Genomic DNA, 23210 nt, shown 5'->3' with positions numbered 1-23210 from the left:
AATCCCTATCCCAGCGCGCCGGGCCGCTTCACCGCGCCCGCATAGAGCGCGGCATAGGCGGCGATCATCGCCTTCTCGTCGAACAGCGCGCTGGCTCGCACCTGGTTCGCCTTGCCGATCTGCGCGCGGTATTCGGGATGCGCCGCCAGGATCTCGATCCGGTCGCGCAGCTGCACCGGGCTCCAGTCCTCGGACAGCATCGCCGCATTCTCCGGCGCGATCATCTGCGCCACGTCGCCCACCGGGGTCGATGCCACCGGCAACCCCGCCGCCATCGCCTCCATCAGCGCGATCGGCTGCTGCTCGCTTTTCGACGACAGCGCGAAGATGTCGAACAAGCCCATATAGCGGTGCGGTTCGGGCACGAAGCCGGCCAGCAGCACGGTCTTCTCCATCCCCATATTCTCGATCGTGTCCTGGATCGCCTCGCGCTCCGGCCCCTCCCCGACGATGACCAGCTGCGCGCGGCTCTTCATGCCCCCCATCGCGCGGACCAGCATCGGCAGGTCCTTGACCTCGCGCAGCCCCGCTACCGTGCCGACCACGACATGGCCGGGCAGCCGCTTGAAGCCCGGGATCGCCCGGGCGTCGGGCTTCTTCGCATAGGCCGCGACATCGATGCCGTTCGAGATGCGATGAACCCGACCCGTTGGCTGCTTCCACGCCTTGTGCGCCACCCGCTCCAGCAAATGCGAGGGGACGACCAGCGCGTCCGCCGCGCCCAGGGCGATGCGGCGATACATGTTGCGCACGGGATTGAGCCGCGCCGCCTCGTCGGCGTTGAAGCCGTCCTCATGGTGAATCACCGGCGGCATGTTCTTGGCGAACACGCGCTTCGCCATCACCCCGTCGATCGCGCCCCAATTATAGGTCAGCACCAGGTCGAACCGCGCCATGAACTTCGCGATCGCTTCATAGCGTGCGACCGAAGGCTTGCCGGTCAGCGGCGGCGGGTTCTGCGCAATCTCGTAGCGGATGCCCTTGGCGATCGCGTCACGCGCGCCATAGGCGCCCTCGACGCCCGAGACGATGACATGCTTCGCCCGGTCGCCGAACGCGTTCATGAGCCGGACCGCGCGTGCTTCCTTGCCGCCTAGGTCGAAGCTCGAATGAAGATGGAGGATGTTGAGAGCCATGGTGGGCGTACCGCTTAACGCCCAATCCCGCGCCTTGCGAAAAAATTCTGCGGCAATGTCGATTCGGCCGCCGCTCGCTCGTCGCCAAGATGACAGCGCGATCCAGCGCTGCGCACCGAAGGAGACATCTCATGCGCAAGATCAACGCGACAGCTTTTGTCAGTCTCGATGGCGTGATGCAGGCACCCGGCGGCCCGGAGGAAGACCCCACCGGCGGCTTCGAATTCGGCGGCTGGACCGCGAATTATTGGGGCCGCGACGATGTGTTGTGGCGCGCGATCGATGCCATGTTCGTCAATCCGGTCGATCTGCTGCTCGGCCGCAAGACCTATGACATCTTCGCCGCGCACTGGCCTTACACCCCGACCGAACCCGGGGCGGAGGGCTATGCCGAGGATCAAGCCAAGGTCGCCCGGCTGTTCCGGCGCATCACCAAATATGTCGCCAGCCGTTCGCGGCTCGATCTCGACTGGGAGAATAGCGAGCAGCTTCAGGGCGACGTCGTCGAAGCGCTGCGCACGCTCAAGCAGGGGGATGGTCCGGACCTGCTGACGCAAGGGTCGAGCGATCTGCTCCAGACGCTCTGGGCCGCCGACCTGATCGATGAGCTGCGCCTGTTCATCTTCCCGGTCGCTCTCGGCAAGGGCAAGCGCCTGTTCGGCACCGGCACGATTCCCGCCAGCTTCGAGATGGTCGACTCGCAGGTCGCGCCCAGCGGCGTGATCATCGCCAGCTATCGCCGCGCGGGCGGTGTCGAGACCGGATCGTTCGAGCTGCCCGAGCCGACCCAGGCCGAATTGAAGCGCCGCGCCGCGCTCGCCGACTGATGCCGGACGGGGCGGGGAAACTCGCCCCGTCTAGCGCACCCGTGCCAGCAGCCGTTCGACCCCGGCCACCGCCTCGGGCTCGTCGAGCGTCGGGGCGTGGCCGGTATCGGGCACGGTCACCAGGTCGCATCCCTTGACCCGCTCGCGCATCGCCTCGGCGGTCGCGGCGGACAGGATGTCCGAATTGGCGCCACGCACCACCAGCAGCGGCTTGTCCTTCAGCCCGTCGAACGCCCGCCACATGTCCGGCCCCGCTTCGTTGCCAGGAACGCGGAACGGCTCGGCGATCTTCATGTCATAGTCGAGTACGATGCGCCCCGCGCTGGTCAGGCGGTAGAGGCGCTTGGCCATCGCCAGCCAATCCTCGATGCCATAGCCGGGATGAACGTCGCCATTGGCTTCCGCCAGCGCGCGCGCCGCGTGCATCCAGGTCGGGTGCCAATTGGCCTTGCCGACATAGCCGCGGATTCGGCTAAGCCCCGCCGCGTCGATCTCCGGCCCGACATCGACCAGCACCGCCCCAGCGATCCGCTCCGGGTGGGTCGACGCCATCAGCATGGTCAGGATACCGCCGAGCGAGGTCCCCACCGCCACGAACCGGTCGAGCTTCAGCTCGACGATCAGCGCCTCGATGTCCTGGAGATAGGTGAGCGGCACATAGCTCATCGGGTCCTTGGCATAGGCGCTCTCGCCCCGCCCGCGCAGCTCGACCGCGATCAGCCGCCACTCGCCCGCCAGCCGCGCCGCCAGCGCCTCATAGTCGCGCGCATTGCGCGTCAGCCCGGGGATACACAACAGGGGCGGCCTGCCCTCCGGCCCGGGATAGTCGCGATAATGAAGCCTCAAGCCATCACCCGACCACCAATAGCCGTCGGTATAGGGAGCAAGGTTGCGCGCGGTCGCCATCGCGCCCCATATCGCCGCATGGCCGATTTCCCGCAAGCGCCGAGCTACCATCCCGATCCCGCGATCCTCAAACTGGGCGACGCCTATTACGACGCGGTCGAGGCGGCGGACTTCCCCCAGACGATCCTGCGTTTCCGCAACGATCGCGCCGCGGCCGAGATCGGCCTCGACGGGTTGAGCGACCAGCAGTGGCTCGCCCATTTCGGCCGCTTCGAGCCACTCCCCGGCAACCTGCCCCAGCCGCTGGCGCTGCGCTATCACGGCCACCAGTTCCGCACCTACAATCCCGAGCTCGGCGATGGCCGCGGCTTCACCTTCGCACAGATGCGCCGGCTTGACGGTGCACTACTCGAACTCGGCACCAAGGGCTCGGGCCAGACGCCATGGAGCCGCTTTGGCGATGGTCGCCTGACGCTCAAGGGCGGGGTGCGCGAAGTGTTGGCGACCGAGATGCTCGAAGCCCTCGGCGTCAGGACGTCGCGCAGCTTCTCGCTGGTCGAGACCGGCGAGGACCTCCAGCGCAACGACGAACCCTCACCCACCCGCTCCGCCGTGCTGGTACGCATGAGCCTCGGCCATATCCGCATCGGCACCTTCCAGCGCCTCGCCTATCTCAGCGACGCCCGGAATATGCGGCGACTGGTTGATTATTGCCTAGCCGAGATGTTCGGCGTCGAACCCGGCGAAGACCCGGTCGCGCAATTCTTCGAGCTGGTGGTCGATGGTACCGCCGCGTTGGCGGCCAGCTACATGGTCGCGGGCTTCGTCCATGGCGTGCTCAACACCGACAATATCAACGTCATGGGTGAAAGCTTCGACTATGGCCCTTGGCGCTTCGCGCCGGTGTTCGATCCCGGCTTCACCGCCGCCTATTTCGACCATAGCGGCCTCTACGCTTATGGCCGCCAGCCCGACGCGATCCTGTGGAACGCCGCGCAGCTCGCGGTGTCGCTTCGCCTGATCAGCGAGGCACCGCCGCTGATCGAGCGGCTCGAACGGTTCGAGCCGCTCTACCGCCGCCATTATGCCGCTCCGCTGCTGCGCCGGCTCGGCCTCGCGCCTGGCCAGCCCGACGAGGCTCGTGACTGGGGACTCAAGGACGCGATCGACGACGCGCTGATCGCCACCCAATGGCCGATCGACCGCTTCTTCTTCGACGCGTTCGGCGGTACGCTGCCCGCCGAATACGGCCCGGAATGGGATAAGGTCCGCGCCGCGCTCGCGCTTTACGACCCGATCCCCGGCGGCCGCGCCCACTCCTATTTCACCGATGCGCAGCCCTGCTCGATGCTGATCGACGAAGTCGAAACCATCTGGTCCACGATCGACCGCGACGACGATTGGCGCCCCTTCCACGCCAAGGTCGCGGCCATCCGCCGCATGGGCGAGGCATTAACTGGTCAATCTGGATACCGCTAAGGTGGCATCCTTCCGTCACTTGATGCTAGAGCGTCGCGATCCTTGGGGTCCAATCCAAAGAAAGAACAAATGTCCGGGTCCGAAATCATCTCGACCGAGCCCGCAACGGGCGCGGTATTGTGGCGCAGGCAGATCGGCGACGTTGACGCCGAAGTGGCGATGGCGCGCGCCAGCTGGGCCGATTGGGCCGCGCGCCCGCTCACCTACCGGATCGAGGCGCTTCGCCGCTTCGCCAATGTCGTCCGGCAGAAATCCGATGCCTTCACCGATCTGATCGCGCGCGAAACCGGCAAGCCGCTCTGGGAAGCGCGGACCGAGGTCGAAACGGTGATCGCCAAGGTCGACATCTCGGTCACGGCCTTTTCCGAGCGTACCGGCCAGCGCCGGATCGACGCGCCGATGAACACGCGCCTCGCGCTGCGGCACAAGCCGCACGGCGTGCTCGCCGTGCTCGGCCCGTACAACTTCCCCGCGCACCTGCCCAACGGCCACATCGTTCCCGCTCTGCTCGCGGGCAACGCCGTGGTGTTCAAGCCGTCGGAGAAGACCCCGGCATCGGGCGCCTTCCTCGTCGAATGCTTCCATGCTGCGGGCATCCCCGAAGGCTGCATCCGCCTGCTGATCGGCGGGCCGGATGAGGGTAAGGCGCTCGCCGCGCATGACGGGATCGACGGCCTGTTGTTCACCGGCTCGGCGCGCACCGGCATTGCACTCAACCGCGCCTTCGCCGCCAAGCCCGAAAAGATCCTCGCGCTCGAAATGGGCGGCAACAACCCGATCATCGTCTGGTCGACGCCCGATATCTATTCGGCCGCCGTGCTCGTGATCCAGTCGGCTTTCACCTCGGCGGGGCAGCGCTGCACCGCCGCGCGCCGCCTGATCGTCGACGAGAAGCTCTACGACCCGCTGCTCGAAGAGGTCAACAAACTCATCGGCCGGCTCATCGTCGGCGAACCGCATGCCGATCCGGCACCCTTTATGGGCCCGGTGATCGACAATGACACCGCCGACCTGCTGACCGAGAGCTTCCTCGAACTCTCCTTCATGGGCGGCCGTCCGCTGCGCCACATGGAGCGCCCGGTCGACGGCCGGCCCTTCGTGACCCCGGCAATGATCGACATGACCGACGCCAGGGAAAAGGCCGATGTCGAGCTGTTCGGCCCGATCCTCCAGGTGATCCGCGCCAAGACGTTCGAAGAGGCGATCGCGGAAGCGAACAACACCCGCTACGGCCTCTCGGCATCGCTGGTGAGCCAGGATCCCAAGCTCTACGACCAGTTCTGGGCCAATATCCGCGCCGGCATCGTCAACTGGAACCGTCCCACCAACGGCGCCAGCTCAGCGGCCCCGTTCGGCGGGATCGGCTGGTCGGGCAACCACCGCCCCAGCGCCTTCTACGCTGCCGACTATTGCGCCTATCCGGTGGTCTCGTCGGAGGCGGATCAGGCCCGCGCATCGATCGGCGTGGGTTTCCGGGACGCCTAGCATCCCGGGACCCTTGCCAGCCTCAATCCTGCCTTAACCACTGGCGCCCTAGGCGGTTGGAATGTTCCAGTCCGCCATTCCCGCGTGCCCACCCAATCCGCATTCGGCCAACACCACCGCACATGACCGGTTCGAGGCCAGCTTTCACCACGCGCCGGTCGGCATCGCGCACGTCGCGCCGGATGGCGGCTTCATCGACGTCAATGCGCGGTTCGCCGCGATCACCGGTCATTCTCGGGAAGCGTTGCTGGCGGACGGGTTCCAGCACATCACCCATCCCGACGACCTTGAAACCGACATGGTCCAGGTTGCCCGCCTGCTATCGGGCATCGCCTCCACCTATCGGATCGAGAAACGCTATATCCGCGCCGATGGCGGCATCGTCTGGGTGACGCTCACCGTCGCGCTGATCCGCGATGCGGCGGACGAGCCCGCCTATTTCATCTCGATGATCGAGGACATCACCGAGATGCGGCGCGCCCGGCACGAGGCGACCCGCGACCCGCTCACCGGCCTGCTCAACCGCCGCGGCTTCGACGAGCGGCTCGACCGGACACGGGCAAACGGGTCGGGAATCCCCTTCACCCTCGTCTATCTCGATCTCGATTCGTTCAAGCGGATCAACGATGAACTCGGCCATGCCCAGGGCGATTTCTGCCTGGTCCAAGTCGCGCGCGCATTGAGCACAACCGCCGCGCCCGGCGATCGGATCGCCCGAATCGGCGGCGACGAGTTCGTGCTGCTCCTGCCGTCGATCGATCCCACCGCGGTACCCGGCTTTCTTGAGCGGCTGCGCACCGCCCTGTCCCGCATCGAGGTGGCGCCAGGCTGGCATGTCGAGTGCAGCCTCGGCGCCGTCACCGCGACCGCCGACGATTCCCGGTCGAGCGCGGCGCTGCTGCAGCTCGCCGATGCGGAAATGTTCGTCGACAAGCGCAACGGCCCCGGATCGCGATAACCGGCGCGGTTGCGACGAGCCGCGGAACTCCCGTGCGGCACAGGGATTATGCGCCGCGTGACCTTCCTCCCCGACGCTTCTTCCCGTTTCGCCCGCGCCCGTCGCCTCCACCGCGAAGCCGCCAACTGCCTGACGCTGGCCGTTGCGCAGCGCGATCTCGGCTTCGCCGCCGAGCTGATCGATGAGGCGATGCGCCTGACGCAGCGCGCCCGCGAGCTGGCGGCCTAGAAATCGATCCCAAAGATTCCCTAGGCTAGCCCCAAGCAACCATCGGTTGCCGCAAACGGTAGCTGGGACCATCTGCCATCCATGGCTTCCCTGCTCGATCCTTCCGCGCGTGGCCGCGTGATTCTGGTCGGTGCCGGCCCCGGCGATCCGGGCCTGCTGACCGTGCGCGCCGTCGAGGCGCTGAAAGCGGCCGATGTGCTCGTCCATGACGGGCTCGTCGATCCGCGCGTGCTCGACCTTGCCCCCCAGGCGCATCGCATCTCCGTCGCCAAGCGTCGCTCCAAGCACACCGTGCCGCAGGACGGGATCAACGCTCTGATCATCGCGCATGTGAAGACCGGCGCGATCGTCGTGCGCTTGAAGGGCGGCGATCCCTTCATCTTCGGCCGCGGTGGCGAAGAGGTTGAAGCGGTTCGCGCCGCCGGTTTGCCCGTCGAAGTGATCCCCGGCGTCAGCGCCGCGCTGGGCGGCGCGGCCGAGGCGATGCTCCCGCTCACCCATCGCGACTGGTCGAGCGCGGTCACCTTCGTCGCGGGCCAGTGCAAGGGGCTGACCGATCAGGACTGGTCGGGCCTCGCCGGCAAGGGCCGCACGCTGGTGATCTATATGGGCGTCGCGACCTGCCCCGACATCGCCGAGAAATTGATGCGCGACGGTGTCGCCCCCGACATGCCGGTCGCAGTGCTGGAACGCGCCACGCTCGACGGCAGCCGCGCGATGCGCACCCTGCTCGCCGATCTGGGTCCCATGGTCGAGCGTGAGAAGGTTCAGAGCCCCGCGATCATCGTCGTCGGTGAAGTGGTCGCGCTCTCCGACGCGCAGGACAAGCTCGCCAGCTGGGCGAAGAAGGCCGAACTGATGCACGGATTCGACTTGTGAAATTGCTGACTGGAAACGACCTGCCCACGGGCGATGTCACCTGGTGGACCGGCTCGGGCTGGTCCCGCCATGTCGAGGACGCCGCGGACGTTGGCGATCAGGGTGAGGCGATCGCCCATGCCGAGGAAGGCGCGCGCCGCGTCAACGGCCCCTATGTCATCGACGCGACCGATACGCCCGAGGGTCCGCGCCCCGCGCATATCAAGGACCGCATCCGCGCGCTCGGCCCGACGGTACGCCCGGACCTGACGCTCAAACCCGCCGACCCCAATGCCGGCAGCTGGGTGATCTGAGATGTACAAATACGACGAATATGACCACTCGATCGTCGCCTCGCGCGTCGAGGAATTCCGCGACCAGGTGAACCGCCGCCTCGCCGGCCAGATCACCGAGGACCAGTTCAAGCCGCTCCGGCTGATGAACGGCCTCTACCTCCAGCTTCACGCCTATATGCTGCGCGTCGCGGTGCCCTACGGCACGCTCGACAGCCGACAGATGCGGATGCTCGCGCACATCGCGCGCAAGTACGACCGCGATTATGGCCATTTCACCACGCGCCAGAACATCCAGTATAACTGGATCAAGCTCGAGGACGCACCCGACATCCTCGCCGAGCTGGCAACGGTCGAGATGCATGCCATCCAGACCTCGGGCAACTGCATCCGCAACATCTCGTCGGACCAGTACGCCGGCGCTGCAGCGGACGAGCTGACCGACCCACGCCCCTGGGCCGAACTGCTGCGCCAGTGGAGCACATTCCACCCCGAATTCAGCTACCTGCCGCGCAAGTTCAAGATCGCGGTTATCGCCGCGGACGAGGATCGCGCCGCGATGCGCCTCCACGACATCGGCCTTCAGATCGTCGAGCGTGACGGCAAGCACGGCGTTGCCGTCTATGTCGGCGGCGGCATGGGCCGTACCCCGATGATCGCCCCGCTGATCAAGGACTTCGTGCCGTTCGACGATTTCGTCAGCTACATGGAAGCCTGCCTGCGCGTCTACAATCGCTACGGCCGCCGCGACAACATGTACAAGGCGCGGATCAAGATCCTCGTCCACGAGATCGGCGCGGACAAATACCGCGACGAGGTCGAGGCCGAGTTCGCCGAGGTCAAGAAGCTCGGCATCGACCCGCCCTATGCCGAGTTCCAGCGCATCGCCGCGCACTTCGCCGATCCGGCGTTCGAGGCGGGCCTCAGCGACGAGATCGATCGCAGCGATCCCGACTTCGCCGTCTGGCTCGACCAGAATGTCGCCGCGCACAAGGCGCCGGGCTATGCGATCGTCAACATCAGCCTGAAGCCCACCGGCGGCATCCCCGGCGACGCCACCTCCGCGCAGATCGACTTGATGGCCGATCTCGCAGATCAGCACAGCTTCGACGAACTGCGCGTCACCCACGCCCAGAACATCGTCCTGCCGCACGTTAAGAAGGCCGCCCTCTACGCCGTCTGGCAGCAGCTGCGCGAAGCCGGTCTGGCCGAGGCGAACCTCGACCTGATCACCGACATCATCGCCTGCCCCGGCCTCGATTACTGCTCGCTCGCCAACGCCCGTTCGATTCCCGTCGCGCAGAAGATCGCGACGCGCTTCGCCGATCTCGGGCGGCAGCGCGAACTGGGCGAATTGAAGCTCAAGATCAGCGGCTGCATCAACGCCTGCGGCCATCACCATGCCGGCCACATCGGCATCCTCGGCGTCGACCGTAAGGGCGTGGAGAATTACCAGCTCTCGCTCGGTGGCTCCGGCGCGGAGGATGTTTCGCTCGGCCAGATCACCGGCCCCGGCTTCAGCGAGGACGGCATCGTCGACGCGGTCGAGAAGGCCACCGACGTCTATCTCGCCCAGCGCGAGGACGGCGAACGCTTCGTCGACACCTATCGCCGCATCGGCATGGCCCCGTTCAAGGAGGCCATTTATGGCTGATCCGCATCTGCGTTTCCGCGACGACGAGGCGCATGACGAGCCGGCGGTGACGCTCGACTCGTTTCTCGGCCAAAGCAACGCCACCGCAGTCCGCCTCGAATCGAGCGACGACGCGCGCGCCTTGCTGCCGCATATCGACCGGCTATCGCTAGTCGAGGTCAGCTTCCCCAAGTTCCGCGACGGTCGCGGCTACAGCTCGGCGCGCATCCTGCGCGAAGCCGGCTATACCGGCGAGCTGCGCGCCCAGGGCGACGTTCTGGTCGACCAGATCCCGCTGATGCGCCGCTGCGGCTTCGACAGCTTCGCGCCCGAGGCGGAGGTGGATGCAGTCGTGCTCGCCGCGTCGCTCGCCCGCTACGATCATGTGTATCAGGCCGCGGCCGACCCCGCCGTGCCCGTCTGGAAACGGCGGCATGGCTAGCGTGGCCCGCCAGATCGATCGCATCGATACGGCTCCGGCTTTCACGGAGCGCGACGCACTGCGCCTCAACAATCTCTTCCGTGGCGTACCCACGGTCGAGATGCTGCGTACGGTCCTGGCCGAGCAGATGGCGGGCGATGTCGCGATCGTCTCCTCCTTCGGCGCGGAATCGGCCGTACTCCTACACCTCGTCGCCTCGGTCGATCCGTCGGTGCCGGTAATCTTCCTCGATACCGGCAAGCATTTCCCGGAGACGCTTGCCTATCGCGACCAGCTCGCCGCCCGCCTCGGCCTCACCAATTTGCGCATCGTCACGCCCGATGCCGAGACGATCGCGAAGAAGGACGAAACCGGCCTGCGCTGGTCCTACGACCCCGATGGCTGCTGCGAAATCCGCAAGGTGATCCCGCTGGAGAAGGCGATGGCCGGCTTCGACGCCAGCCTCACCGGTCGCAAGGCGTTCCAGGCCAGCACCCGCAACGCCCTTCCCCGCTTCGAGGTGGACGGCGCCGGCAAGCTCAAGATCAACCCGCTTGCCGACTGGACCAAGGCCGATCTCGACACCTATTTCGTCGAGCATGATCTGCCGCCGCATCCGCTGGTGGCCGAAGGCTATCTCTCGATCGGTTGCGCGCCCTGCACCAACAAGGTCAAGCCGGGCGAGGACGCCCGCTCGGGCCGCTGGGCCGGCTGGGACAAGACCGAATGCGGCATCCACACGCCCGTAGCGGACGGCGATCCCGACCAGCCGATGTTCTGAGTGTCGTTTGAGACGGTGCCAGCCCGGCACCGCGACGATGTTACGTGAACAGCGGCGAGGTCAGCAACACCACCACCAGGCTCTCCACCATCGCGATCGACGCGAACCCGAACCCCGCAAGCAGGCCGCGCTTGAGATGCTGCGCGAACCAGCGGGCCTGCACCAGACCGAAGACGATCAGTGAGATCGCACCGACGGCCAACCCGGTGATTCCCGCCCATAGAGGGTGCAGCTGGAGCAGGATGCCGGCGACGCTCAACATCAGCGCGAACGGCGCTGCGGCATAGCATTGCGCGTAGAAGGGGCGGCGCAGCGAATTGCGCGTCAGTCCGTGACGCTGAAGCCGCACCATCCGCGCCGCGAAGATCAGCGGAAAGATGCTGAAGATCACCAGCCGCACCAGCAACAGGCTGGTGTCGTCGGTCACCAGCGCCGCCAGTCCCCGCTTGCTCGCGATCAGCGGACTGTCCCCGACCACCACCAGCTCCAGCCCGTGTGCCAACAGTAGCGACAGGAGCAGGAACAAAGGCGGCCGCAGCGTATCGGTATATTGCTGCTCATCGGCCTGGCCGAGTTCGCGGTCCGAATAGTCCATCATCGCGAGCGGCCGGGTCAACGTGCGCCACAGCGTGACCGGGTAGAAGATCAGCCATGACATCACTTCGTAGAGAAGCTCGTCGAGCGACTTGAGCATCGCCATGAAATTCATCGCTACCGGACCTTTCGCCTTTGCCTCGGCATTTCTAGGATCATCATGCGTCGCATCGCCGCGACTCGACAAGATTCAAACGCTTACCGTTGGCACAGGAGCATTCCGATGAACCGTTTCAGCGTTCTCGCCGCAGCCGCGATCAGCACCGGCATATTCGCCTCCCCCGCGCTCGCCCAGGATATCCCCAGCGACCTTCGCGACATGGTCTATGCCCGTGCCGGCCAGGCCGAGGCCGAGTTGCAGCGGCGCGGCTATGTCGCGGTCCGCACCGAGACGGGCAGCGACCGCACATGGACCAATTGGTGGAATGCCGACCGCCGCCAGTGCGTGTCGATCGTGACGCGCAATGGCCGCTATGATTCGATCGTCACCGCCCCCGCTCCCGATTGCCGTGGCGGCGACCGACCGGGTCGTCCGGATAGACCGGGCTGGGATGATCGGCCCGGTCGGCCGGACCGTCCCGGCTGGGATGACCGTCCCGGACGCCCGGACCGCCCCGGTGGCGGCTGGCCCGGCGGGCGCCCGATCTCGCTTGGCCTCATCTGTTTCGGCGAGGGGCAAAAGCCCGCTGCCGCCAACCGCTGGGGCTGGCAGTGGAATTGGGACACCAACCGCTATGATTTCGGCAACCGCACCGAACTGACCACCCGCCAGTTCGACACCTCGGTGATGATTCAGCTCTGGGATGGCGGCGGCCGCATTCGCCTGCCGCGTTCGCTGATCCCGCCGATCCATTCGGGCGGCAGCACGCGCGACGGGTGGTGGGACCTGTATGATGTCGATCAGGGTCGCGGCCAGATCCGTGCCACCTATCGCCTCAACGGCCCCAACAAGCCGCGCGTGACGATCGACCGGCGCAGCGGCCGCATCCGCATCCAGGGCATCTACAATTACGGGTTCAACGGCAGCTGCGACACGATCGACGGCCGCCAGCACCAGCGCTTCTGACCCGGCCCGCCGGTCGCCGTCCATCGCGGAGCGGCGACCGGGCTTGCAATGTTGGATTTGCGGCGCGACCCTCTGCCCGCTCTTTCTCAACGTTGAATAGCCCTCGCGCGCGTATGGGTTGCGACCTTTGAGACCTTCCGTCGCCCTCGCGCACGCGTAGGAGCGTGACCTTTGGGACTTTCCGTACGGCGGTCAGTCGCCGTAGGGGGACATCTCGACATCGCCGACATAGTCGCTGAAGCGCGTGAAACTTGACTCGAACCGCAACAGCACCTTGCCCGTCGCGCCGTGACGCTGCTTGGCGATGATCAGCTCAGCCAGCCCGAACACGCGCTCCATGTCGAGCGCCCATCGGGCATGATCCTCGAACGTCTTGGGATCGTCGCCCTCACGCGGGCGTTTGGGTTCGCGGGCCGCGACATAATAATCCTCGCGGAACACGAACCAGACCATGTCGGCGTCCTGCTCGATCGAGCCGGATTCGCGCAGATCCGACAGCATCGGCCGCTTGTCCTCGCGGCTTTCGACCGCACGGCTCAGCTGCGACAGTGCGATCACCGGCACGTTGATGTCCTTGGCCAGCGTCTTGAGACCGCGGCTGATCTCGGAGATCTCCTGCACGCGATTGCCTTCGCGGTTGTTGCCGCTGCCCTGCAACAGCTGGAGATAGTCGACGATCACCATGCCCAGCTCGCCATTATGCTTGGACTGAAGGCGCCGAACGCGGCTGTGCAGCGCGCTGATCGTCAGGCCCGCGGTATCGTCGATATAGAGCGGCAATTGCTCCAGGTCCGCCGCCGCTGCGGCGAGCTGCGCGAATTCGGCCTTGCTGATATTGCCCATGCGCAGCGCTTCGGACGCGATCCGCGACTGTTCGGACAGGATGCGCAGCGCCAGCTGGTCGGCCGACATTTCGAGGCTGAAGAACGCGACCTTTGCGCCGATCGACTGTTTCGGCGGGATGCCCAGCCGGATGTCGTCCATCAGCCGCCGGGCGGCGTTATAGGCGATGTTGGTGACAAGCGACGTCTTGCCCATGCCGGGACGACCGGCAAGGATGATCAGGTCCGAATGGTGCAGACCGCCGATGCGGCCGTTGACCGAATCGAAGCCGGTGGTGACGCCCGCCACGCCGCCGCCCGCGCTCTGCGCCTTCTTGGCGTTCTCCAGCGCGATCTTGGTCGCCTCGTTGAACGTCTTGACCGTGTTGGCGGTGCCGCCGTCGGCCGCGACCTTGAACAGCGCCTCTTCGGCCTTGTCGATCTGGTCGCGCGGATTGACGTCCTCGCTGGTGTCGAGCGCCTTCTCGACCATGTTGCGGCCGACCGTCACCAGCTCACGCAGCAGGGCCAGGTCATAGATCTGCCGTGCGAATTGCCGCGCACCGATCAGGCCCGCGCCCGATCCGGTCAGCTGGGCAAGGTAGGCCGGACCTCCCAGCGTCGCCATGCCCTCGTCCTTCTCGAACAGCGGCTTCAGCGTCACCGGCGTCGCCAGCATGTCGTTCTTGCGCAGCGTCTTGATCGCCTTGAAGATGCGACCGTGCACCGGCTCGAAGAAATGCTGATCCTGAATCACCTCGACGATGTCGTCGGCCAACCGGTTGTCGATCATCATCGCACCGAGCAGTGCCGCCTCGGCTTCGACATTCTGCGGCAGTCGCGGGGCGGCATCCGCCGGAGCGGGAGAAATCTGTGCAAGCGTGGCCATGGGCGCCTTATCTACCGCGGCGGCCCGACGCTCAAGCGCCACGCGGCTGTTTAACATGTGGACGAGTACGCCCCCCCGCCCCTAGATGGCACGAAATGAGCGACCCGCGGATCATCGATGTCACGCTGGACGAGCGCACCATCCTGTGGCGCTCGGCCGATATCGAGCAGGAACGGCGCATCGCGATCTTCGATCTGATCGAAGAGAACAGCTTCGCCCCGCAGCGCGCCTATCCCGACGCCTATGCCGGGCCGTACCGCATCGCCCTGTCGGTTCAGGAAGGCCGGCTTCAGCTCGACATCAAGCGCGACGACAACGCGTTGCTTGAAACATTGATCCTCGGCCTCGCCCGTTTCCGCCGCCCGATCCGCGACTATTTCGCGATCTGCGACAGCTATTTCCAGGCGATCCGCAACGCGACGCCCGCCCAGATCGAGACGATCGACATGGCGCGCCGCGGCATCCACGACGATGCGGCGCGGACACTGATCGAGCGTTTGGAAGGCAAGATCGAGATCGACTTTGCGACCGCACGGCGACTGTTCACGCTGATCTGCGTGTTGCACATCAAGGCTTGAGAACTGGGGGAATACGAACGTTGCGGCGGGGGCTGATTTGGAGCGGGATCATCCTGGTGATCCTGGCGGTGGCAGGTGTGTTCGGCTGGCGCTTCGCGGTGAATTGGGCGCCGTCGCGCACCGATTATACCGTACAGGGAATCGACGTTTCCCAGGCTAGCGGCGCAATCGACTGGGCCATGGTCAAGGCACGCGACGTCGACTTCGCCTATGCCCGCGCAACGGAAGGCGCTGCGACGCGCGATCCCAGCTTTGGACAGAATTGGGCCGGGATCGAAAGCGCAGGACTGCGCCGCGGCGCGATCCACGTCTTCTCGCTGTGTGGCACGGCGGACGATCAAGCAGGCGCCTTCGTCGCGACCGTGCCACGCGACCCTGAAGCCCTGCCCGCCGCGATCGACCTTGATTTCCATGAAGATTGCCCCGCCCGCCCGTCGCGCGAGGTGGTCTTGACCGAGATCCGCCGCCTCGCCGCAACGATCGAGACGCATAGTGGCAAGCCGACGATCTTGCGGGTCACACCGGCGTTCGAGGAACAGTATCAGGTCAGCGGCGCAATTCCGCGCCCCCTATGGGGCACCGGCTTCTACCGGCCGCCCAACTATCTTGCTCGCCCCTGGGCGATGTGGCGGAGCAGCACGATCCGCCGTATCGAAGGGATCGAAAGCCCCGTGAACTGGAATGTAGTGGCGCCATGAATGAAGAAATTGCCAAGACCCTGATCGCAGCGGCCCGTGATGCCGCCCGGCATGCCCACGCCCCCTACTCCAATTTCGCGGTGGGTGCCGCGTTGCTGATGACCGATGGGAGCATCGTCACCGGCACCAATTTCGAGAATGCGAGCTACGGTCTTTCCCTTTGCGCTGAGACGGTCGCGACCGCGCGCGCCAATGCCGAGGGCAAGCTACGCGAGATCGTCGCGGTCGGGATCATCGGCGGGATGATGCGCGGCGGCGTCGCCCACGGCACCGACGCGATCCGCCCCTGCGGCCGCTGCCGCCAAGTCCTCAACGAGGCCGCGCAGATGGGCGGCCGCGACCTGGCCGTCTATTGCGCCGGCGCCGAGGGCGAGGCGTACGAGACACACCATCTGTCCGAGCTTCTCCCGCACGCTTTCGGGCCCGCGGATCTCGGGATCGGCGGTTGATCTTGCCGCCCGCCCAATGCCTCGCCTAGAGCTTGGCGATGAGCATTCTTTCCGACCGCTGGATTCGCGAACAGGCCACGCAGCACGGCATGATCGAACCGTTCGTCGAGGCGCAGCGCCGCGAAGGGTGCATCAGCTACGGCCTGTCGTCCTATGGCTATGACGCGCGTGTCGCCGACGAGTTCAAGATCTTCACCAACATCGACAGCGCGATAGTGGACCCCAAGGACTTCTCGTCCAACAGTTTCGTCGACCGCCAGACCGATGTCTGTATCATCCCGCCCAACAGCTTTGCGCTGGCGCGGACAGTCGAGTATTTCCGTGTGCCGCGCGACGTGCTGGTGATCTGCCTCGGCAAATCGACCTATGCACGCTGCGGGATCATCGTGAACGTCACCCCGCTGGAACCCGAATGGGAGGGACATGTGACGCTGGAATTCTCGAACACGACGCCGCTGCCCGCGAAAATCTACGCGAACGAGGGCGCGTGCCAGTTCCTGTTCCTGAAGGGGAACGAGCCGTGCGAGACGAGCTATGCCGACCGTGCCGGCAAATATATGGGGCAGCGCGGCGTCACCCTGCCCCGGCTTTGACCTTGCAGGCGGGGCTTACACCCGCCCCGTGGGGCCTAACGGGCGGGCTCGCACCCGCCCCATCTTCCGCGTTGCCGTATCAGCGCGACGCTTGACGCGCAGCGTTGTCGAGCAGCCGCAAGCCGCGATGCGCGACCAGATGTGAGGGCGCGACTTCGCCGTCGGCCACATCCATCGCCACCGGATCGAGCGCCAAGACGCGATCGTAGATCGCCCGCGCTTCGCTAGAGCGACCGGTCTTCGAATAGACCGCAGCCAAATTGAGTAGCACTTCGGGCTTGGCCGGGAAGATCTTGCGCTCCGCCACCAGCTGATGCTCGGCCGTCGCATAGTCGCCATTCTGGATCGCGACTTTCGCATAGGGATCGGCGCGAACCTGCGCCTGCGCCGCCGGAATCAGCGCCAGCGGCGCGGCAAGAACAATTGAGGCAAGAACAACACGCACGACATCTTCTCCTGTTTGTTACAATTCAATGACACAAACGTGTCATTGATGTTTCAAACCGGCAAGTGCGTATGTTGCACTTTTGTGACTCCAATCCGACACAAAGCGATTGCGGACAATGCATGTGTAAGCTGATACGGCGGACATGAAAAAAGGGGCGGCCGGGGCCGCCCCTTGATCGAGTAGTGGACAGTGAAGCGACGATCAGAAGTCGTTGCGATACTGTTCGTTACCGACGAAGCCGAGCTTCGTGACGGCCGACCGCTTGATCACCGCGAGCACCTCATCAACCACCTCGTACCGCGCCTGCGGATCGGGCTGGAAGTGCAGTTCCGGCTCCGGCTGGATCTGGACGCTCTGGTCCAGATACTGGCGCAGCGTGAGCAGATCGATCTGGCTACCGTTCCAGAAGATATTCCCCTGGGGGTCGATCGTGATCTTGTTCTTCTGCGGCTCAACCGGCGGTGGAGTCGAAGGCTGATTGTTCTGAGGCAGATCGACCTTCACCGCGTGTGTCTGTGCGGGGATGGTGACGATCAGCATGATGAGGAGCACGAGCATGACGTCGATCAACGGCGTCGTATTCATCTCCATCATCGGCTGGCCGTCGTCCTGACCTCCGGCGCTCATTCCCATGATGTGTACTCCTGACCTTTATTGCGCGCCGGGCGTCGGCTGCGAGACGAAGCCGACCTTGACGAAGCCCGCAGTCTGCATCGTGTAGATCACACCGCCCACACAGCGGTAGGGCGTGTTCACGTCACCACGGATGTGCACTTCGGGAATATCGTCCGGCGTGATGTTGGCGCCGAGACGGTCGACCACAGCCTTCAGCTTGTCCGAGCTCTTCTTGAGGAGATCGGCGCTGTTGATCGGCGCCATGCCCCAATAGACTTCGCACTTGCCGTCGGTCGGGCTTCCGCGCACCGCGAGCAACACGTTCTCCGGCTTCGTCTCGTTCGGCTGGAACGCCACCTTGGGCAGCGTCAACTCGACCGACTGGATAGCCACCGGGATCGCGATCAGGAAGATAATAAGGAGCACCAGCATAACGTCCACGAGGGGCGTCGTGTTGATGTCCGACATTGGTTTGTCTTCGGCGGAGCCTCCGCCTGTACTCATCGCCATTGGCGCAATCCTATCTTTCGCATCCTGTCCCCGGACCCAGGGGTCCGGAAGGCGGCCGCGCGGGTCACCGCGCGGCCGTCAAGTCGAATGTCAGGCCTTGGCAGTGGTGGTCGCGACCGGGGGCGCCTTCGGCGCAGCGGCCGGGGCCTTCTTGCCCGCTGCCGGACGCACGCGGCCGTCCGAAGCGAGGTAGCCGAGGACGTCGTTCGCGAAGCCGCTCATCTGCTCCTGGATCGCCTTGTTGCGACGCTGCAGCCAGTTGTAGGCAAGCACGGCCGGAACGGCGACGACGAGGCCGAGCGCGGTCATGATGAGCGCTTCACCGACCGGGCCGGCGACGGTGCCGATCGACGCGTCACCCGCCGCACCGATCTTGATCAGCGCGCGGAAGATGCCGACGACGGTACCGAACAGACCGATGAACGGCGCGGTCGAACCCACGGTCGCGAGGAACGCGAGGCCGCCGTTGAGCTGCGAGTTGATCGAGTCTTCCGAACGCTTGAGCGAGCCGTGCAGCCAGTCATGCGCTTCGATCGGATCGGTCAGTTCCTTATACTGGTCCTGCGCGGTCAGCGCGTCGTCGACCAGCTGGCGATAAGCCGAGTCCTTCTCGAGCTTCGCCGCGCCTTCGCGCAGGCTGTTGCTGCTCCAGAACGACGCGCGGACGCGCTTGTACTGGTTGAGGATCTTCTGCTGCTCGAACACCTTGGTGAACAGGATGTAGAGCGAGAAGAAGAGCATCACGGTCAGAATGGTGGCGGTGCCCCAGGCGATCACGCCGCCTTCGTTCATCGCGTGCAGGATGTCGAAGTTGGTGGGCGGCGGCGCTGCTGCGGCGGCTCCGGCGGCGGCTCCAGCGGCGAGGATGGTGGTCAGCATGTTCAGTTCTTTCCCTTGCAAGAAGTTTGGTCAGCGCGGGGGCGGCCGACCGGATTCACGTTCAACTACTCTTGGATCTGCCAACGGAAGCGGAGCGACTTGCGCCCACCGCCAATGGCGTTTCCGGCCGCGTCGAGCGCGGGCGAATAACGGCCGCGGCGCTCAACCAGGCGACAGGTCGCCTGATCCAGTGTGGACGAGCCCGACGACGAGCTGACCGAACAGCTTTCGATCCGGCCCTGTGCGTTCACGTTGAACGAGATACCGACAGATCCCTGCTCGCCAGCGCGCAGCGCGGACGGCGGATAGTCGTCGTTGGTAACCCAGCGTGACGGATCGCCCTTGGCGGCGGCGGCCTTGCTGATCACCGGGGGAGGAGGAGGCGCTGGCGGCGCTGGCGGCGCGGGAGGCGCTGGCGGCGTCGGCGGCTGGCTCGGCGGGATCACGTTGGTAACCGCGATCGGCGGGGCCTGGCTGGGCACCGGAACGACCGACGGCGGCACGACGACCGTGGTCGGCGGCGGCGGAACCGGCGTGTCTGGCGGGGGAGGCGGAGGCGGAACCTCCTCGGGCGGGGGCGGTGGCTCTTCGATGTCGAAGACGTCCATCTTCTCCGCTTTTTCCTTGATATATTTGTAAGCGAGGCCGGTTACGAACACGTAACCCAATGCCGCCAGAATGATCGCCACGATCACACTCGCGACGACACGGCTGCCTCCTACATCACGATCTGCGTAGGCCATTCAGCAACATAACTCCTTCATTCGGCCGCGCCGTTGCCCGGCACTTTGGCATCTTTATCGGCGTGGCTCGACCCGCGGTCGTTGTATGACCACTGGCAGAGGCGCGAGTCCTATCGCGGCGATTTGCGTGACGCAAACGCTTTGTCGGACGCAATAAACGTATAATCCGTTGGTGGCAGAAATATTTCTGTATGGCGCTACCACAATCGCCTACCCTGCTTGCCATGTTCCGGACCCGTTTCATTTCGCTTTCCGCCGCGATTGCCGCAGCTTCGCCGCATTTGTTAACGTCAGCTGAAGCACAGACAATTGCCCAATCCACGGCCCCCCTCCCGCCCTATGCGGAGGTCGCCGATCTTATCCTGGAATCGCCCGTCCTGCTCGATGTGCAGGTGCGAAGCGCCACGCGAATCAAGGGACCGGAGGCCGCAAACGTTACGGCCGGGCGTATTCGCTACTATGTCGAAGCCGATGTCCTGGCGCTGATTCGCGCGCCTGGAGCCATGCCGACGCGGGTCGGTTACGTCGTCGACGTCCCGCTCGACGCCCGCGGCAAGCCGCCGAAGCTCAACAAGCGGCGCGTGCTGCTGTTCGCGCGTCCCGTTACGGGGCAGGCGACGATGGTTCAGCTCACCACCATCGATTCGCAGCACGACTGGTCGCCCGATCTGGATGCGCTGGTGCGCCGCGTGGTGCAGGACGTGGTGGCACCCGACGCGCCGCCGGCGATCACCGGCCTCGGCAACGCCTTCCATGTTCCCGGCACGCTTCCGGGCGAGGGTGAGACCCAGATCTTCGTCCAGACCACCACCGGTGCGCCGATCTCATTGTCGATCCTGCGCCGGCCGGGCGAGCAGCGCCGCTGGGCGGTGGCACTGGGCGAGGTGGTCGATGACGCCGCAGCCCCGCCGCCGCGCGACACATTGCTGTGGTATCGGCTGGCCTGCGGGCTGCCGCGCGCACTGCCACGGGCAAGCACGGAGAGCGAGGACCCGGCCAACGCCGCAATCGCGCGCGAAGATTACGCGTTCGTGCTACAGCAGCTCGGCGCCTGCCGCCGCTGAGGCAGGTGGAGAGGAGAAGCGCCATGCGAGCATTGTCGACGATCCCCCTGATGGCCGCCCTGGCCGCCTGTGTCCCGATGTCCGATTCAAACGAAACGATGCTGACCGGCACCGTCACCTATCGCGAGCGGATCGCGCTACCGCCCGATTCGCGGGTGATCGTCACGATCAGCGATGTGTCACTGATGGATGCGCCGTCCGTCACGATCGCGCAGAACCAGATCAATACTGCGGGCCAGCAGGTGCCGATCTCCTTCGCGGTGAGCTATGATCGCGCGCGGATTCAGCCGGGGCGGACCTATGCCGTTTCGGCGCGCATTCTCGACCGGCGCGGGCAGCTCATCTGGATCACCGACACGCGCAATCCGTTGCCACCCCCCGGGCAGAGCATGGAGCTATGGCTGGTGCAGGCCCGGCGTTAGGGCCGTCTGATTTCCATTAGGACCGCCTGATTTCCAACCGTCACCCCGGCCTTGTGCCGGGGTCCACCGGGAGGTGAGGGCCGGAAAAGAGGCTCTGGTTCAGTCCGGGAGGCTGAGTGGACCCCGGCACAAGGCCGGGGTGACGAGGGATCTGGCCTGGGACGCCCCCTCCGCCAGGCTTATGCCGGGTGGGGGAGCGGACTGGCACCGCCCTAAAACATCAGCGCCGGTGACGGACCAGGGTGATTCCGATCTTCTCGTCCGCCTCGGCGATCGCCAGCTTGACGATCTCGACCTGAACGCGCCGGATCCGCTCATCGCCGGTGAACAGCGTGTCGGCGATGTGATCCGCCACACCCTCGATCAGGGTGAAATGCACGCCCTCGGGCAAGGCGCCGGATGCCGCGTGCTTGAGGTCGATATAGCTTTTCGACGCGCTGAGCGGCGTATTCGGCGCGAAATGCGCGGCTGGCACCATGTCGACGGTGATCGAGATGCGCAACGGCTGTGGCAGGTGGGTCTCTTCGGAATAGATGCCGGTGAGAACCTGAACCTCGAAATCGCGGACCTGAAGCTGAAGAAGATCGTGCAAGAAACCATGCCTTCCGGAAGGATGCCGCGCCCATAGCAGAACGGGCGGCGGCGGAAAGCCTCTAGGCTGACGCGCTCGGCCGCGCCGACGCCTCCGCGTGCCAGCGGCCGAGGTGGACGAGCCGCTCGGGAACGGCCAGCTTGGCGGCGCGCGCGAAATCGATCGTCACCAGCGCGGTGATATCGGCAAAGCCGTAGTCCCCTCCCGCAATCCACTCGCTCGTGCTCAATCGCTGGTCGAGCACCTGCGTGAAACGCGCCCACATCCGCGCGCCGCGCGTGGCGAGTTCGGGGATTTGCGGGACACTGAGACCCGCGTCGGGGATCGCGCGATCCTTGAACGCCGGCACGGTGTTGCGCAGCACATAGACGCACGCGGCATAGCCGTCGCCCTCGATCCGGCGGGTCCAGCTTTCGATGCGGCCGATCTCGATCGGGGTGGTGCCGAACAGCGAGGGTTGCGGGTGCAGCGCCTCGAAATAGCGGCAGATCGCGGCCGATTCGCACAGCACCTCGCCATCGTCGAGCTCAAGCGCGGGAACCGCACCGCGCGGATTGACGCCAAGATAGGCGTCGGCCAGTTGCTCGCCGCTACGCAGGTCGATCGCCTCGCGCGGCACCTCCACCCCCTTTTCGGCGAGGAAGATGCGCACGCGGCGCGGGCTGGGCGCCCAGGGCGCGTCATAGAGCTTCATCGCGGACCTCCCTTCGGAATCGCTTTGAGTCCTTCGACAATGGCGGCTAAAGGCGCCCGCCCGCGGCGTCCACCCCCGTCGGGCTGGAGACGCGATTGTTCGACCTGGTACCGCTTGCCGACGTCCCCGCACAGGACGTCGAACTGCTGCTCGATGCGGCGTTCGGCGCGGACCGACATGGCCGTACCGCCTATCGCGTGCGGGAAGGCATGGGCGTGATCCCGGGCCTCAGCTTCGCCGTGGTCGAGGATGGCGCGCTGGTCGGCAGCATCCAGTGCTGGCCGGTCGCGCTCGCCGGTGACGATGGCGGCAGCGTGCCGATGGTGATGGTGGGCCCAGTCGCCGTCTCGCCCGCGCGCCAGAATGTCGGCATCGGCCGCGCGTTGATGTGGAAGGCGATCGAGGTCGCGCAAGCCGGCGGCGAACCGCTGATGCTGATCGGCGACCCCGAATATTATGCGCAGTTCGGGTTCGACGCGGCCGCGACCGGCCAGTGGCGCCTGCCCGGCCCGTTCGAGCAACGCCGCCTGCTCGCCCGGGACGGCGCGCCCGACCGTGCCGGGGTCGTCGGACCGCGCTGACTCTTTACCGGTCCCAACTCTTTACCAGG

29 protein-coding genes are annotated in these 23210 nt (G+C 65.7%); 18 read left to right on the top strand and 11 right to left on the bottom strand.

What is annotated here, in order from left to right:
* Nucleotides 1-5: 5 nt before the first annotated feature.
* Nucleotides 6-1136: a glycosyltransferase family 4 protein gene (locus tag AC07M1_RS16465; RefSeq protein ID WP_495163710.1), complete on the bottom strand. Its 1131-nt coding sequence runs from the start codon at nucleotides 1134-1136 to the stop codon at nucleotides 6-8.
* A 131-nt stretch (nucleotides 1137-1267) separates the two neighbouring features.
* Between AC07M1_RS16465 and AC07M1_RS16460 the strand changes: the two genes are divergently transcribed.
* Nucleotides 1268-1963 carry a dihydrofolate reductase family protein gene (locus AC07M1_RS16460; RefSeq protein WP_495163709.1) on the top strand — a complete coding sequence of 232 codons (696 nt, stop codon included), beginning with the start codon at nucleotides 1268-1270 and terminating at the stop codon, nucleotides 1961-1963.
* A 30-nt stretch (nucleotides 1964-1993) separates the two neighbouring features.
* On the opposite strand, the gene AC07M1_RS16455 is transcribed toward AC07M1_RS16460, so the two are convergent.
* Nucleotides 1994-2869 carry an alpha/beta fold hydrolase gene (locus tag AC07M1_RS16455; protein ID WP_495163708.1) on the bottom strand — a complete coding sequence of 292 codons (876 nt, stop codon included), beginning with the start codon at nucleotides 2867-2869 and terminating at the stop codon, nucleotides 1994-1996.
* Between the two features lie 18 nt (nucleotides 2870-2887).
* On the opposite strand from AC07M1_RS16455, the gene AC07M1_RS16450 reads away from it, so the two are divergent.
* From AC07M1_RS16450 to AC07M1_RS16410, 9 genes are all read left to right on the top strand, one after another.
* Nucleotides 2888-4288 (top strand): protein adenylyltransferase SelO family protein, encoded by a 1401-nt coding sequence (locus AC07M1_RS16450; RefSeq protein ID WP_495163707.1) that lies wholly within the window; start codon nucleotides 2888-2890, stop codon nucleotides 4286-4288.
* Nucleotides 4289-4357: 69 nt separating this feature from the next.
* Nucleotides 4358-5773 carry a succinylglutamate-semialdehyde dehydrogenase gene (gene astD / locus AC07M1_RS16445; protein WP_495163706.1) on the top strand — a complete coding sequence of 472 codons (1416 nt, stop codon included), beginning with the start codon at nucleotides 4358-4360 and terminating at the stop codon, nucleotides 5771-5773.
* A 61-nt stretch (nucleotides 5774-5834) separates the two neighbouring features.
* Nucleotides 5835-6731 (top strand): GGDEF domain-containing protein, encoded by an 897-nt coding sequence (locus AC07M1_RS16440; protein WP_495163705.1) that lies wholly within the window; start codon nucleotides 5835-5837, stop codon nucleotides 6729-6731.
* Nucleotides 6732-6788: 57 nt separating this feature from the next.
* Nucleotides 6789-6959, top strand: coding sequence for a hypothetical protein (locus tag AC07M1_RS16435; RefSeq protein WP_495163704.1), 171 nt, complete (start codon nucleotides 6789-6791; stop codon nucleotides 6957-6959).
* An 81-nt stretch (nucleotides 6960-7040) separates the two neighbouring features.
* Nucleotides 7041-7838, top strand: coding sequence for a uroporphyrinogen-III C-methyltransferase (gene cobA / locus AC07M1_RS16430; protein WP_495163703.1), 798 nt, complete (start codon nucleotides 7041-7043; stop codon nucleotides 7836-7838).
* Nucleotides 7835-8131 carry a DUF2849 domain-containing protein gene (locus AC07M1_RS16425; RefSeq protein ID WP_495163702.1) on the top strand — a complete coding sequence of 99 codons (297 nt, stop codon included), beginning with the start codon at nucleotides 7835-7837 and terminating at the stop codon, nucleotides 8129-8131. The genes cobA and AC07M1_RS16425 overlap by 4 nt, the downstream gene beginning before the upstream one ends.
* A gap of 1 nt (nucleotide 8132) precedes the next feature.
* Nucleotides 8133-9764, top strand: a complete 1632-nt coding sequence (locus tag AC07M1_RS16420) for a nitrite/sulfite reductase (protein WP_495163701.1) — start codon at nucleotides 8133-8135, stop codon at nucleotides 9762-9764.
* Nucleotides 9757-10185 (top strand): DUF934 domain-containing protein, encoded by a 429-nt coding sequence (locus AC07M1_RS16415; protein ID WP_495163700.1) that lies wholly within the window; start codon nucleotides 9757-9759, stop codon nucleotides 10183-10185. Before AC07M1_RS16420 ends, AC07M1_RS16415 begins: the two co-directional genes overlap by 8 nt.
* Nucleotides 10178-10945 carry a phosphoadenylyl-sulfate reductase gene (locus AC07M1_RS16410; RefSeq protein WP_495163699.1) on the top strand — a complete coding sequence of 256 codons (768 nt, stop codon included), beginning with the start codon at nucleotides 10178-10180 and terminating at the stop codon, nucleotides 10943-10945. The genes AC07M1_RS16415 and AC07M1_RS16410 overlap by 8 nt, the downstream gene beginning before the upstream one ends.
* Before the next feature lie 40 nt (nucleotides 10946-10985).
* On the opposite strand, the gene AC07M1_RS16405 is transcribed toward AC07M1_RS16410, so the two are convergent.
* Nucleotides 10986-11645, bottom strand: a complete 660-nt coding sequence (locus tag AC07M1_RS16405) for a hypothetical protein (protein WP_495163698.1) — start codon at nucleotides 11643-11645, stop codon at nucleotides 10986-10988.
* Nucleotides 11646-11762: 117 nt separating this feature from the next.
* Here AC07M1_RS16405 and AC07M1_RS16400 point away from each other — a divergent pair, with 117 nt between their 5' ends.
* Entirely contained in the window at nucleotides 11763-12605 is an 843-nt protein-coding gene (locus AC07M1_RS16400) for a hypothetical protein (RefSeq protein WP_495163697.1), read from the top strand.
* A gap of 192 nt (nucleotides 12606-12797) precedes the next feature.
* On the opposite strand, the gene AC07M1_RS16395 is transcribed toward AC07M1_RS16400, so the two are convergent.
* Nucleotides 12798-14315: a replicative DNA helicase gene (locus AC07M1_RS16395; RefSeq protein ID WP_495163696.1), complete on the bottom strand. Its 1518-nt coding sequence runs from the start codon at nucleotides 14313-14315 to the stop codon at nucleotides 12798-12800.
* Nucleotides 14316-14410: 95 nt separating this feature from the next.
* On the opposite strand from AC07M1_RS16395, the gene AC07M1_RS16390 reads away from it, so the two are divergent.
* The 4 genes from AC07M1_RS16390 to dcd are packed head-to-tail and all read left to right on the top strand — an operon-like array spanning nucleotide 14411 to nucleotide 16633.
* On the top strand, nucleotides 14411-14893 hold the full coding sequence (locus AC07M1_RS16390; protein ID WP_495163695.1) for a UPF0262 family protein: 483 nt from the start codon (nucleotides 14411-14413) through the stop codon (nucleotides 14891-14893).
* 20 nt (nucleotides 14894-14913) lie between these two features.
* The gene (locus AC07M1_RS16385; RefSeq protein ID WP_495163694.1) at nucleotides 14914-15591 is read left to right on the top strand and encodes a GH25 family lysozyme; all 678 of its coding nucleotides are present in this window, start codon (nucleotides 14914-14916) and stop codon (nucleotides 15589-15591) included.
* Nucleotides 15588-16040: a cytidine deaminase gene (locus AC07M1_RS16380; protein ID WP_495163693.1), complete on the top strand. Its 453-nt coding sequence runs from the start codon at nucleotides 15588-15590 to the stop codon at nucleotides 16038-16040. Before AC07M1_RS16385 ends, AC07M1_RS16380 begins: the two co-directional genes overlap by 4 nt.
* Before the next feature lie 38 nt (nucleotides 16041-16078).
* Complete coding sequence (gene dcd / locus AC07M1_RS16375) at nucleotides 16079-16633, top strand: dCTP deaminase (protein WP_495163692.1); 555 nt, start codon at nucleotides 16079-16081, stop codon at nucleotides 16631-16633.
* Between the two features lie 79 nt (nucleotides 16634-16712).
* Here dcd and AC07M1_RS16370 read toward each other — a convergent pair whose 3' ends face one another.
* The 5 genes from AC07M1_RS16370 to AC07M1_RS16350 all read right to left on the bottom strand — a co-directional run bounded on the left by AC07M1_RS16370 (nucleotide 16713) and on the right by AC07M1_RS16350 (nucleotide 19828).
* Complete coding sequence (locus tag AC07M1_RS16370) at nucleotides 16713-17078, bottom strand: tetratricopeptide repeat protein (protein WP_495163691.1); 366 nt, start codon at nucleotides 17076-17078, stop codon at nucleotides 16713-16715.
* Nucleotides 17079-17282: 204 nt separating this feature from the next.
* Complete coding sequence (locus tag AC07M1_RS16365; RefSeq protein WP_495163690.1) at nucleotides 17283-17714, bottom strand: ExbD/TolR family protein; 432 nt, start codon at nucleotides 17712-17714, stop codon at nucleotides 17283-17285.
* A gap of 18 nt (nucleotides 17715-17732) precedes the next feature.
* Nucleotides 17733-18206 (bottom strand): ExbD/TolR family protein, encoded by a 474-nt coding sequence (locus AC07M1_RS16360; RefSeq protein WP_495163689.1) that lies wholly within the window; start codon nucleotides 18204-18206, stop codon nucleotides 17733-17735.
* A gap of 90 nt (nucleotides 18207-18296) precedes the next feature.
* Nucleotides 18297-19085, bottom strand: coding sequence for a MotA/TolQ/ExbB proton channel family protein (locus AC07M1_RS16355; protein ID WP_495163688.1), 789 nt, complete (start codon nucleotides 19083-19085; stop codon nucleotides 18297-18299).
* Between the two features lie 65 nt (nucleotides 19086-19150).
* Nucleotides 19151-19828, bottom strand: a complete 678-nt coding sequence (locus tag AC07M1_RS16350) for a TonB family protein (RefSeq protein ID WP_495163687.1) — start codon at nucleotides 19826-19828, stop codon at nucleotides 19151-19153.
* Between the two features lie 503 nt (nucleotides 19829-20331).
* Between AC07M1_RS16350 and AC07M1_RS16345 the strand changes: the two genes are divergently transcribed.
* Both AC07M1_RS16345 and AC07M1_RS16340 read left to right on the top strand, forming a co-directional pair.
* Nucleotides 20332-20892: a hypothetical protein gene (locus tag AC07M1_RS16345; protein ID WP_495163686.1), complete on the top strand. Its 561-nt coding sequence runs from the start codon at nucleotides 20332-20334 to the stop codon at nucleotides 20890-20892.
* 23 nt (nucleotides 20893-20915) lie between these two features.
* Nucleotides 20916-21314 (top strand): YbaY family lipoprotein, encoded by a 399-nt coding sequence (locus tag AC07M1_RS16340; RefSeq protein WP_495163685.1) that lies wholly within the window; start codon nucleotides 20916-20918, stop codon nucleotides 21312-21314.
* Between the two features lie 220 nt (nucleotides 21315-21534).
* Here the strand turns inward: AC07M1_RS16340 and AC07M1_RS16335 are convergent, their stop codons facing one another.
* A complete protein-coding gene (locus AC07M1_RS16335; protein ID WP_495163684.1) occupies nucleotides 21535-21906 on the bottom strand; it encodes a dihydroneopterin aldolase in 372 nt (123 codons plus the stop codon).
* A 61-nt stretch (nucleotides 21907-21967) separates the two neighbouring features.
* Nucleotides 21968-22600 carry a glutathione S-transferase family protein gene (locus AC07M1_RS16330; protein WP_495163683.1) on the bottom strand — a complete coding sequence of 211 codons (633 nt, stop codon included), beginning with the start codon at nucleotides 22598-22600 and terminating at the stop codon, nucleotides 21968-21970.
* A gap of 95 nt (nucleotides 22601-22695) precedes the next feature.
* On the opposite strand from AC07M1_RS16330, the gene AC07M1_RS16325 reads away from it, so the two are divergent.
* The gene (locus AC07M1_RS16325; RefSeq protein ID WP_495163682.1) at nucleotides 22696-23181 is read left to right on the top strand and encodes a GNAT family N-acetyltransferase; all 486 of its coding nucleotides are present in this window, start codon (nucleotides 22696-22698) and stop codon (nucleotides 23179-23181) included.
* Nucleotides 23182-23210 lie beyond the last annotated feature (29 nt).

The organism is Sphingomonas sp. GW821-FHT10C01, assembly GCF_059415525.1.
This window is presented reverse-complemented; position numbering and strand designations above follow the sequence as displayed.